9 protein-coding genes and 1 tRNA gene are annotated in these 12,431 nt (G+C 46.8%); 2 read left to right on the top strand and 8 right to left on the bottom strand.

What is annotated here, in order from left to right:
* Positions 1-2: 2 nt before the first annotated feature.
* From prfC to RBK99_RS12100, 8 genes are all read right to left on the bottom strand, one after another.
* A complete protein-coding gene (prfC, locus tag RBK99_RS12135; RefSeq protein WP_317504864.1) occupies positions 3-1,592 on the bottom strand; it encodes a peptide chain release factor 3 in 1,590 nt (529 codons plus the stop codon).
* A gap of 144 nt (positions 1,593-1,736) precedes the next feature.
* Positions 1,737-2,936, bottom strand: a complete 1,200-nt coding sequence (locus RBK99_RS12130) for a phosphopentomutase (protein ID WP_317504863.1) — start codon at positions 2,934-2,936, stop codon at positions 1,737-1,739.
* Entirely contained in the window at positions 2,933-4,273 is a 1,341-nt protein-coding gene (deoA, locus tag RBK99_RS12125) for a thymidine phosphorylase (RefSeq protein ID WP_317504862.1), read from the bottom strand. The genes RBK99_RS12130 and deoA overlap by 4 nt, the downstream gene beginning before the upstream one ends.
* A 4-nt stretch (positions 4,274-4,277) precedes the next feature.
* Positions 4,278-5,024 (bottom strand): deoxyribose-phosphate aldolase, encoded by a 747-nt coding sequence (gene deoC / locus RBK99_RS12120; protein ID WP_317504861.1) that lies wholly within the window; start codon positions 5,022-5,024, stop codon positions 4,278-4,280.
* Between the two features lie 16 nt (positions 5,025-5,040).
* Positions 5,041-5,484: a ribosomal protein S18-alanine N-acetyltransferase gene (gene rimI / locus RBK99_RS12115; protein ID WP_317504860.1), complete on the bottom strand. Its 444-nt coding sequence runs from the start codon at positions 5,482-5,484 to the stop codon at positions 5,041-5,043.
* A complete protein-coding gene (locus RBK99_RS12110) occupies positions 5,471-5,791 on the bottom strand; it encodes a hypothetical protein (protein WP_317504859.1) in 321 nt (106 codons plus the stop codon). The genes rimI and RBK99_RS12110 overlap by 14 nt, the downstream gene beginning before the upstream one ends.
* A gap of 67 nt (positions 5,792-5,858) precedes the next feature.
* Positions 5,859-5,935, bottom strand: a tRNA-Trp gene (locus tag RBK99_RS12105).
* A 95-nt stretch (positions 5,936-6,030) separates the two neighbouring features.
* Positions 6,031-6,888 (bottom strand): HDOD domain-containing protein, encoded by an 858-nt coding sequence (locus RBK99_RS12100; protein WP_317504858.1) that lies wholly within the window; start codon positions 6,886-6,888, stop codon positions 6,031-6,033.
* An 86-nt stretch (positions 6,889-6,974) separates the two neighbouring features.
* Here RBK99_RS12100 and RBK99_RS12095 point away from each other — a divergent pair, with 86 nt between their 5' ends.
* Both RBK99_RS12095 and RBK99_RS12090 read left to right on the top strand, forming a co-directional pair.
* Positions 6,975-8,702, top strand: coding sequence for an autotransporter assembly complex protein TamA (locus RBK99_RS12095; RefSeq protein ID WP_317504857.1), 1,728 nt, complete (start codon positions 6,975-6,977; stop codon positions 8,700-8,702).
* Positions 8,699-12,073, top strand: a complete 3,375-nt coding sequence (locus RBK99_RS12090) for a translocation/assembly module TamB domain-containing protein (protein ID WP_317504856.1) — start codon at positions 8,699-8,701, stop codon at positions 12,071-12,073. Before RBK99_RS12095 ends, RBK99_RS12090 begins: the two co-directional genes overlap by 4 nt.
* Positions 12,074-12,431 lie beyond the last annotated feature (358 nt).

Below are 12,431 nucleotides of genomic sequence, written 5' to 3'. Positions count from 1 at the left end.
CCTTAGTGTTCGCGTGTATGGGTAAACTCAATATCAGGATAGCGCTCTTCTGCTAAACTCAAGTTCACCATAGTTGGAGCAATATAAGTCAAGTTATCACCACCGTCTAATGCCAGGTTAGCTTCCGCTTTACGACGAAACTCATCGAGTTTTTTCTCGTCTTTGCTGCTCACCCAACGCGCGGTGGCAACATTAATATTCTCATACATAGCATCTACTTTGTATTCAGTTCTCAGACGGTGAACCACCACGTCAAACTGCAGCACACCGACCGCGCCAACAATCAAATCGTTACTAATAAGCGGACGAAAAACTTGCACTGCACCCTCTTCCGAAAGCTGCACCAGACCTTTCAAAAGCTGCTTCTGTTTCAGCGGATCTTTCAAGCGAATACGACGAAATAGTTCAGGTGCGAAGTTAGGAATACCACTAAATTTAAAGTCTTCTCCGGCAGTGAAGGTATCACCTATCTGAATGGTACCGTGGTTATGCAGGCCAATAATATCGCCGGGATAAGCTTCTTCCACGTGTGAACGGTCACCCGCTAAAAAGGTCAGTGCATCACTAATACGCACATCTTTGCCCGTACGCACTTGGCGCATTTTCATGCCTTTTTCATACTTACCGGAGACAATACGCAAAAACGCCACGCGGTCGCGGTGTCGGGGATCCATATTTGCCTGAATCTTAAAAATAAAACCGGAAAAGTTGTTACTTGCGGCACTAATATTCTCATGTTGATCCGTTTCTCTGCCCTGAGGCTTCGGCGCCCACTCAACCAAGCCATCCAGCATGTGATCAACACCGAAGTTCCCGAGTGCCGTACCAAAGAATACCGGCGTCAACTCACCCGCAAGAAACAATTCTTTATCAAAAGGATTGGAAGCGCCGTTCACCAGTTCAATTTGCTCGCGTAGCTCATCAGCCCATGCCCCAAGCTTCTCATCCAGTTCCGGGTTATCCAGTCCTTTTATAATCGTTTCTTCCTGAATGCGATGCCCTTGCCCGGTCCTGTATAAAATCGTTTCATCTTTAAGTAAGTGATAAACCCCTTTAAAGTTCTTCCCAGAACCAATTGGCCAGGTAATTGGCGCACACATGATTTTCAGAACGTCTTCGACTTCGTCCAGCAACTCAAGCGGATCACGGATGTCGCGATCAAGTTTGTTCATAAAGGTAATAATAGGCGTATCACGTAAGCGAGTGACTTCCATTAATTTAATGGTCCGGTCTTCAACCCCTTTGGCGCCATCAATGACCATCAGGCAAGAATCTACTGCCGTTAATGTGCGATAAGTATCTTCCGAGAAATCTTCGTGCCCGGGCGTATCCAGTAAGTTCACCAAGGCTTCATTATAAGGAAACTGCATGACCGACGTTGTTACAGATATGCCACGCTCCTGCTCCATCTGCATCCAGTCTGACTTTGCATGCTGACCAGATTTTTTGCCTTTAATGGTACCGGCTTTCTGGATCTGATGGCCGTGCAATAAAACCTTTTCGGTAATCGTGGTTTTACCGGCATCAGGGTGAGAAATAATGGCAAAGGTACGGCGTTTTGCAACTTCGTTCTGCAAACTGGATTCAGACATCAATACGGCTCTTATCGGTTAAAGTGGATCATACTGTTTATTTTCGCTTATCTGGTGCTGATACACAAACCAAGGATTGCGATAAACTTCGGAAACTTCACCGCTAGCTCAGCGCTGATAATAAACGGCACACGAGTTACTGTGTTAACGAAGCTTAATTGCCTCACCTTCTTCCATTGGCGACAACTCAAACAGACGGCACAAGGTCTGACCTAAGTCGGCAAAGCTGTCTCGCTTGCCGCGGTCACCAGCCAACACTTTCGGTCCAGAAAGCAACAGAGGAATATACTCGCGCGTATGGTCGGTCCCTTCCCAGGTCGGGTCACAACCATGATCAGCCGTTAATACCAGAACATCGTTGGGTTTCATTGCTGATTCAATTTTCGGCAGCCACTGATCAAACGCTTCCAGCTCTTTTGCGTAACCTTCTATGTTCCTCCGGTGCCCATAAAGCGTGTCAAAATCGACCAAGTTTGTAAAAACTAAGGTCTTATCCGGGGCCTTGCCCATTGCCGCTAATGTAGCCGTTAACAGCCCGTCCAGACCGGACGCTTTGATCGCCTGAGTTACTCCCTGACTGGCAAATATATCGTCTATTTTGCCTATAGCGATAACCTCCCCGCCTTTTTCCTGCAGCTTGTCTAAAACCGTGGGCTTCGGTGGTAAAACGGAGTAATCTTTGCGGTTGCCGGTACGCTCAAAGCTGCCGGCATCCTCTCCCAGAAACGGACGAGCAATAACACGACCAATGTTATAGGGTTCTAACAGCGCACGAACCTTTTCACACACCTTATATAAACGATCTAAGCCAAAATACTTTTCATGCGCGGCTATTTGAAAAACGGAATCGCCGGAAGTATAAAAAATAGGGCGCCCACTGCGGATATGCTGTTCACCTAACTGCTTTATAATCTTCGTTCCCGATGCATGGCAGTTCCCGAGGTATCCTTCCAGCTCACAAGCTTCAGTAATTTCAGCCAGCAACTCATCAGGGAAGCTGTTTTCCTTATCCCTAAAATATCCCCACTCAAAGTGAACCGGCACGCCCATTAACTCCCAGTGACCTGACGGTGTGTCTTTCCCAGAAGAGACTTCTGCGGCATAGGCATAGGCGCCGTTCACTGCAGCTTGGTTAACACCTTTAGCTTGCACACCCGTTGCGCCCTTATGCGCTTCTACCAAGCCTAAACGCGTCAAATTAGGTACCTGCAAAGGCCGTCCCTGTTGCTGCCGGTACTCAGCAATATGGCCAAAGGTATCAGCCCCCTCGTCGCCGAACTTTGCGGCATCCGGAGCGGAACCAATACCAAATGAATCTAAAACGAGAACAATGGCTCTGCTCATTTTGTTTCTCCGGCTATGCGCTCATAAATAACAGCGGTCTTTTCCGATTTGTCGGCAGAGAAAGTCAAGGCACTCAACACACGCTCAGCGGCTTCTCTCCAGCCGGTTTCATTGCTTGCATGTATAGTTGCTAAAACCGTACCCGACTCCACTTTCTTGCCGCGGGTTAAGATATCCGTAATGCCAACGCTCAAGTCTAGTCTGTCATCCGCTTTACGCCTGCCTCCGCCCAGACAGACAACGGCCATCCCCAGCTCACGTGTGTCCACTGCGGACAAATATTGCCCATGATACTCAGCGGGCGTTATCAGTGGTTTGACCAAACTTGCCTTAGGCAGGTGTTGGCCGCTTCTTTCCAAAAAGTCACCCGGTCCTCCCAAAGCTCGGACCATTTTTCCAAAACACTCGGCGGCGCGGCCATTTTGCAACACGTTTTCCACCATAGTTTCGGCAGCCTCAGCCGTGTCCGCCAGCTTACCCGACACCAACAGCTCGGCCGATAACGCTTTTGTTACCTGATGTAAACGGGGATCTCTGTGTTTTCCGGTCAGGTAGTCGACAGCGAGCTGAACTTCTACCGAATTGCCAGCCGCTGATGCGAGAGGTTCATTCATATCAGTAATAAGCGCCGTTGTTTTCACTCCTAACTCACTGCCAACACCCACCAGACTTTGTGCCAATTCCCGCGACTTTTCGTGCGTCGACATAAACGCACCGTTACCAGACTTTACGTCCATTACCAAGCCGTCCAGGCCTTCAGCTAGCTTCTTTGCCAAAATAGAGGCTGTTATTAAAGGAATAGACTCAACTGTTGCCGTGATGTCTCGAGTTGCATAAAAGCGGCTGTCGGCCGGCGCAAGACGCCCGGTCTGTCCGATAATAGCAACGCCAGCCTGCTTTACCGTATCGCGGAAACGCTGATTGTCCGGAGTCGTCTGATAACCCGGAATGGCGTCAAACTTATCTAACGTACCGCCGGTATGTCCAAGCCCTCTTCCTGAAATCATCGGAACATAACCGCCACAAGCGGCCACAACAGGACCCAGCATTAAACTGACTACATCGCCAACCCCACCCGTTGAATGCTTATCCAGCACCGGTCCATTCAGATTTTCCTGAGACCAGTCCATAACATCACCGGAGTCCCTCATGGCGACGGTCAGCGCGGTCTTTTCGCGAGCCGACATTCCCTGAAAATAAACCGCCATGGCCAGTGCCGCAATTTGCCCTTCGCTGACACTCTCATCGCATATGCCGCTGACAAACTGTTGAATATCACTATCGGACAAATCAATGGCATCACGTTTTTTACGAATAACTTCCTGAGCCAGAAACATCCGATTAAGCCTTAACGAGCAGGCTTTGAATATCCTGCAGCAGGCTACTTGCTCCAATCCGGAAATTATCCGGAGTGACCCAGTCCTCACCCAGCAACTGCTCGGCAAGCTCGATATACTCCACCGCATCCTCAACCGTCCGGACACCACCGGCAGCTTTGAAACCACAATTCGTTTTACTGGCTTTTATGACGCCCAACATAGCTTCCGCAGCCTTTAGCGTGGCATTGACCGAGACTTTGCCAGTGGATGTCTTAATAAAATCGGCGCCATTGGCAATGGACAGCTCACTGGCCAAAACAATTTTGTCATGCTGCTCTAACGCACCAGACTCAATAATAACTTTTAACTGAGCAGAGTCACCGCAGATATCTTTGCATTCTCGCACCAGTTCAGCGGGTGTACTTTCGTCGCCCTCCAGCAGTGCTCTATAAGGCAACACTACGTCAACTTCGTCAGCACCCGCGGCTATAGCACGTTCAGTTTCAGCTGCGGCTCTTTCCACGTTGCCACTGCCATCCGGGAAGTTAGTAACCGTAGCGACTTTGGCACTCAGGCCCTGCTCGTCGATAAACTGTTTAGCTAACGCCACCCACTCTGGAAAAACACAAACCGCAGCCACGCTCTGCCCACTAACAGAAGCCTTGTGACATAAGTCTTCAATAACTTTTCGGGTGTCATTGTTATTTAACGTGGTTAAGTCCATAAGAGACAAAACTTGTAGCGCTCGTACGTGTTGCGTTGATGGCATAATCACTCCATTCCTATTATTTTTGGCAGGCCCAACGCATGACTAAAGCGTCTTCATGCCCGCCTTCCATTGGATAGTAATTCACTCTGCGCCCTACCGTATCAAATTCGTTGCGCTCGTATAAGCGAATAGCAGAGAGGTTCGATGCACGAACCTCAAGAAAAACAATACACTGCTTTTCTTTAGCGTAGTCTAGTAAGTCCTTTATGAGGAAGTTGCCAAAGCCCCGGCCTTGGTAGGCAGGATCCACTGCAATATTGTGCAACGTCAACTCATCAACTATTAACTGGCTGATAGTGAAACCGATAACCCGACCATCCGCCATGAGCCGACGACAGCGATACTGACCGCCGTAGCTTTGAGAGAATACCGGCCAAGACCAAGGCTTACCGTGTGCCTTTTCTTCAACCGCAAACTCAAGTGCTCCTGGTTGAAAATTTTCGAGACTAACGTTCTGCATTTACTAGCGTTTGCCAGAACGTTTGCTTCATTTGTGCGGTAATGGGGCTTTCCAACCAATCAGCATAATTAAAACAAAAATCCGGTGTTTGGGCAGGCGCTTTAACCGCGACGGGCCTTTGCTCAAAATAAAGGCAAAGATCATTCAACCAATTAGGCACAGGAACTGGTAATTCTTTCGGCCCGCAGAGGTAGAGTGGGCCCAGGCGGTAGTAGAATACCGTTGGGGTCTCGGCTTTTCTTTCCCAAACGGGAATACCCATAACCTGCAATGCAGCGCGTTGTTGACTGGTCCATTCTGGGAGCATAGCGATTACCGTTGAAAACAGATATAGGCAGTTTACTCAAGCTTAGGAAGGATAGCCAGTCAGAAACTGGCAGGGGCGGAGGGATTCGAACCCCCAACCGTCGGTTTTGGAGACCGCTGTTCTACCAATTGGAACTACGCCCCTAACGCTTGAGCGAAGAATTATACCGACACCCACTATTCAGACAAGCGATATTTACGGGTTAACTGACCGTTTGCGGATAAATTAGACAATTCTTGCTAGGTTTCCGCATCAAAAAGCTCTTCGTGGACAATTTGCATAATATCTTCCACCTTAAACTCATCAATTTGAAAGTGCTCGAGCACTCCATCCTGAACTTGTTGCCACTCCTCTTCTCCCGCCAGGCTCCGCGTCCTCATATCAACGGAATAACGCGCTATTTTTAGTATTCCCAGCAAATCGAGCGTTAAACTATCTAGCTCATTCGAGTGAGTGAATATCGAGCTGTCTTCAAATAAGTAATAAATGACCTCAACGACAATTTTTGGCAACTTCCACTGCTGTGCCAGCAGTGCACCTATCGTGGTGTGGGTGGTATTAAATAACTTGAGTTCTTGCTCCTGCACTTTGGGCCATGGCGTGCTGGCTGAGGCGTTCAGCAGGTCAGCGTAATCTTCAAACTCAGTCAACATCACAGGAATTCCGGAGCTCTGAAATAAACCCAGCATATATGCGTGATCTCTAAGCTCCGGGCGCCCAATAGACTCCGCCACCAACACACATGCACTGGCAACCCACTCGTTATAGCGCCAAAATTCATTGAGGTCGTAATCGGAAGTTAACGCTGATTTAAGCGCTACCGCACGAACAATAGGAAATACTCGTCGGAAACCCAGCGTCATGACCGCCTGTTGTATTGAGTCGACTTCTTTTGCCCGACGATAAGCAGCGGAGTTAACGACCTGCAAAACTGCCGCAGCGATGCTCATATCTGCAGAAATAGATTGGGCAATTACGGCAACATCAGGCTCATCTTTTTTGGCTTCACTACTGACAGTTAACAGTGTTTGTGGACGTGGTGGAATACTAACCCTTTGTAACAACTGTTTTTCTGCTGTCGTAATTTCTATCGCCATAGTATCTCCAAGTTGAACCTAATGATTTACACTAAATCTTAAAGCATGCGATTATGCTCTTATCTTTTAGCTGGTGTAACATTTCAATGCATTACTTTAGACGTATTCTTTTTTGCTGTACTTTAATTTTTAGCACCTTGGCTCAGGCTTCCGTAGAAGTTGAGGTCTCCGGTGTTGAGGGGGACAAGTACGCCAATGTCATGGCGCTTTTGCAAATCGCTCGTCTGAACAAAAATCAAAGTTACGCCGCTTATCGAGTCAGGTATTTGCATCGGCAAGCACCAGAAGATATCAAAAAAGCACTGCGCCCCTACGGATATTATCAGGTTGAGGTGAATGCTCAACTAGAAACTGTCGACTACGGTTGGTCCGCCTCTTATCAAGTTAACTTGAATGAACCGGTAATAATTTCGGAAAACAATTGGGAGATCAATGGAGATGCAGCAAATGATGCCGTGTTCCGGAACGTTATTGAAAAAAGTAATCTAGATAAAGGGCAGCGGTTTATTCACAGTGCGTACGAAAAGGTAAAGTCACGCTTGCTATCACTCGCAGTTCAGCGCGGTTACCATGATGCGAACTTCGTAAAAAGTCGCGTCGAAATTGATGTCGACAAAAACAGTGCTGAAATCGAAGTTATCTTCGACTCGGGGCCTCGTTACAAATTTGGCGAGGTGACTTTTGAACAGGACATACTCGATAACGACTTACTGGAACGTTATGTCCCTTTTGACTACGGCGAAGGATACAGTACAACAGAACTTAGCCAGCTGCAGATTGCATTAGGTGATAGCGGATATTTTTCTCATGTTCAGGTCAGCCCACAGTGGAATGAAAAAGAAAATCAATTCGTCCCCATCAACGTCGACTCTGAGCCCAATTCCAGGAATCAATATCAGTATGGTATTGGCTATGGTACGGACACAGGTGCGCGCATCAGTGCGAGTCTGAATAGGCGCTGGGTGAACACTCAGGGTCACCAGCTGCGTGGTCTCATGCAACTATCGGAAGTTGAGAGCCAAGTTGGCGCAGACTACATTATTCCGGGCAAAGATCCGCAAACCGACTTTTATCAAATTCGTGTGGAAGCCTCAGACAAAAATAATGAAGGACAAAATAACCGACTCTACCAACTTGGGGCATCAAGTATTGTTGCTTTCGGGAAATGGCGGCGCGAATACGGTATACACTGGCAACGCGATAAGTTTGAAATTGGGGAAAGTGTTGGAACAAGCCAATTTCTTATTCCTCAGGCTAGTTGGAACTTTATGACCACAGACGGCCAGCTTAACATCGACAGCGGCTTCCGTTTTGATCTCACCATAAAAGCCGCGAATGAAACATTGCTCTCCGATGCCGACATGGCCAGTCTGGAGTTAGGTTTTAAAGCGATAATACCAATAACAGACAATATACGCTTTCTTAGCCGGGCAGAGGCAGGAGCGACTTATATAAATGATTTTAGTGAATTACCCCCTTCCTTACGCTTTTTTGCCGGTGGCGACAATAGTGTCAGGGGGTATGCTTATGAACAATTAGGTCCTGTAGACAGCACCGGGACCGTTATCGGTGGCAGATACCTTGCAGTTGCCAGTGCAGAAGTCGATTACCGCTTTAAAGAGAATTGGCGTATCGCGTTATTTACAGATATCGGTAATGCCATGATTGAGCCCAATGAAAAACTGAAACAAAGCATCGGCTTGGGTATTCGCTGGATTTCACCGATTGGTTCAGTTCGACTTGATTTAGCCCAGGCCATCGACGAGCCGGATAAACCCTGGAGACTGCATTTCACTTTAGGCCCTGACTTATGAGTTTTTATCGTTGGTTCGCCAGTATCATTCTTATTTTAATTTTTATTATTCCCGCAATCGCGATCAGTCTTGTCGCTAGCGAAACCGGAAGCCGTTGGTTATTATCACAGGGACAAAAATACCTCCCAGTCGACATTCGTTACGATGAGTTTAGCGGCACACTGCTGAACGAATTCCAGTTCGAGGGATTTGTCTTTGAAGCTGACAGTTTTTCATACACCCCCAAAAGACTAAAAGTAGATTGGCAGCCGCTCGCGTTGCTATCCGGTACTCTACACATAAATAAAATTGAAAGTATCCAGGGGGAAGTTAGAGTAAGAGCCTCGGAAAAACAAAGCAGCGCTGCTGACTCTGACTCAATTAAGAATATCAATATTGAATTACCGCTGAGAATAGAGTTAACACAACTGCTCATTCGCGACAGTCGCTTTTTTATCTTAGGTAATCCAGCACAAGAGCTCGACATTTCCGCGTCTGCCATAGCGAGCGCTAGTGGCCGATTAAACCTAAAACGGTTTCACCTTGAGCATCAATATCTAACCACTTCTATTTCAGGCACAACGCAATTAGCTTACCCTTTTAAAAGTAAACTAAAGAACGACACACAGTTCCATTCGCCAGACTATCCTAAGCTTACTATCGTCAGCCAGATATCTGGTGACATTGAAACCCTCATTACCGAGAGTACATTTTCCGAAAGCTTAAATGGGACCCTTAAAAGTAAGATAAATAACCCGTTAAAAGAACTCCGTTGGCGAATAGATAGTCAATGGCAGCAAAACCAGCTAAATGGCTGGCTAAAAGCGATTGATGAGAATGAGCTTACAATTAGCTTCAACGGCTCATTAAAAGGCCACGGCACCTTAAACCGGGCAGATTTAAATCCCGACCTTACCGTGGGAGTTAACGGCCGAAGCACTGACGTTAATGGTGACCTGCATTATCAGAACCACGCGATAACCTTTGATCCTATTCTCATAAAACCTAAGGGTGAGGTGACCGGCGAATTCACCTTAACAGGAAATGTTTCGTCGCTTACCACGTCTCCCGTTGTCAATGCCACTTTGGCCTGGAATGAAGTTACCTATCAACCAAGTGAAATCACTAGTGATAATGGCAAGTTAATAGCGGCAGGCTCATTAGATAATTTGGCTATTCAGTTAAGTAGTAAGGTCTCAGGTCTTTTAGAACAAGAAATCTCGGTGGTTGCTGACGCCCAATTGAAATCTGATAAACTCAGTATTTCCGGCTGGAAACTTTCTCAGCAAAAGGAGCAAGTTAAGGGCACAGCCGTAATAAACTGGCAAGATGGAATCGCTGTATCGAGCCAGTTTTCAGGTAATTACCAACAAAAGCCGGTCGATGGTGACATTGATTTCCGCATAGTAAACCCTTATTTATTTGTGGAGCAATTCAGTGCTCGCTGGGGGAAACAATCGCTGACTGCTCAGGGCTCTTTAAGCCCTGGCAATCAATTAAACTGGAAGCTGCTATCTGACAATTTAGGCACTATCTCGTCCATTAATGGCAGCGCATCCGCTGCTGGAAGTATTGCTGGGGCTTTAAATCGATCAGAACTAAAAGTCGACGTTAACCAATTCCAGCTGCAACCTGCTAATTACGAACCCATAAGTTTAAAACAGCCAGTCACTGCCAGCATAAACTATCAAGATTTCACCTTTCAAATTAGTCCTGTTTGCATGACCTACACAGGACTTTCCGCGCCGTTTTGCCTGAAGGCTGAACAACAAGGGGCTCTCGTAATATTTCAGACTAATGCCGATAAGGTGCCATTGGGTCTAGTACAGTCCCTCACTCTGCCTAATGCGCCTTACAAACTTAATGGCCATCTTTCGATTAATATTGACGGGGCATTTAATTATCGGGAAATGGCTTTAGAGGAGCTATCCGGCTTCATTAATGCCGATAACAGCGGTGTTAACGCGGCAGGGGAAAGCATTACTTTTGATCAACTTAAGGCTACCGCTGAAAGCAAAGACAAGCGTGGTATCACACTTCAACTATTCGCTAAAGCGGACGAACTAGGTTTAAACCTCGACGGACAACTCGACATCGCACATATTGCTTCTGATAGTCCAATATCAGGAAATGTACACTTTAGCTCTAAAAGCCTGGAGCCCTTTAACTTACTCTTTCCTCAAGTGGATATTGAGGACGGTCACGCAAACACTGTGCTCGATATAGCGGGTCGACTAAATAACCCCTCTGTATCAGGCGAAATAACTCTTTCAGCGAACCAAGTCGTTCTATTGCCTACTGGAACCTTAATAAGTGATCTACAAGCAAATTTAACCGCAAATGCTAATGCAGGGCAGTTCACTATTAACGCAGACGGGAAGGTTGGAGCAGGTGACGTTGTTATACAAGGCCAGCTGAATGCTTTTAGCCAAACTGGGTTACTTACTATCCGTGGAAATGATTTATTGGTTTTAGACACACCAAGCCTTATGTTGATGGCCTCCCCAGATATCAGCGTCGAATTAGAAAAGGATCTCATTAGTGTTACTGGTGATCTAACGGTGCCAAAAGCGTTAGTGACCCCACTCGAATTCAACCAGGCCGTCACGGTATCCGACGATGTCGTTTTGAAAAATGAAGAAAGACAGAAGTCTTTATTAAAAACAAAAGTTGATGTGACGGTGAATTTGGGGAAAAACGTTCGGCTAGAAGCCCTTGGTTTCACGGGAAATTTACAAGGAAAATTACAAATCACACGGCAACCTAACTCAATAGCCAGAGGCACTGGCCGTATTGGGGTTGTGTCGGGTAAATATGAAATTTATGGGCAAAAATTAACCATAGAAAATGGTGACCTTATTTTTAATGGCGGTCCTTTGTACTCACCCTCTTTAAACTTACGAGTCACTCGCAATATCGAGCAAACGGCTTTCCAGCAAGACGTCCCAGAGAAAATTGGCGCACGCGTTACAGGCACAATAGAGCAGCCAGAGTTAACTCTATTCTCGACACCACCACTACCTGATAGCACGATTCTTTCTTACCTGTTATTCGGAAAACCTCCCGGCAGCCAGGGAGACGTAAACAACTTAGAACTTCAGGCTGCACTTCTAGTCGGAGGTCGCGGTACTGAATTCCTGACTGAAGAAATAAAAAGCACATTTGATTTGGATGAAGTGGCTCTAGAGTCCACAACCAATGATATCAATGACACTTCACTCTATATTGGTAAGTACCTGTCACCACGCCTATATATCAAGTATGGGATTGGATTACTGGAGTCCACTTCTACTTTTATTATACGTTACTCATTAACTGAAAACCTATTGTTCGAGTCAAAATCAACAACCGAGAGTCAAGGCGGCGATTTGATTTATACAATAGAGAACTAACGACCAAGTTTAAGCAGTGTTTATCGTGCTTAACCAGGCTACCAAATTCCCGACAGGCATAAAAAAACCCCGGCGCGTTAGCACCGGGGTTCTCTATTTGTAGTCTGGCAAGGTTTCGCAGAGCTCAACCTGTTCAGCGGGGCAAAGCCAAACGGTTGGCTTTACCAGGAACCCGCTTCACCCTACTTTACTCCGGGCTCCTGCCCTCCGCCCTTCGGGTCGCACTAAAGTGCGTTCAAAACCGCTCCCGGCGATTTTGTCGCCGTAGGTCACAACCAGAAATAAAAAAACCCCGGCGCGTTAGCACCGGGGTCGTTTTATTTGTAGTCTGGCGGTGACCTACTCTCGCATGGGGAAA

The sequence above is a fragment of the Idiomarina solivarensis genome, from assembly GCF_033052755.1.
Taxonomy (GTDB): Bacteria; Pseudomonadota; Gammaproteobacteria; order Enterobacterales; family Alteromonadaceae; genus Idiomarina.
Note: the sequence above shows the minus strand (reverse complement) of the source record. Positions and strands in the feature narration are given on the sequence as shown.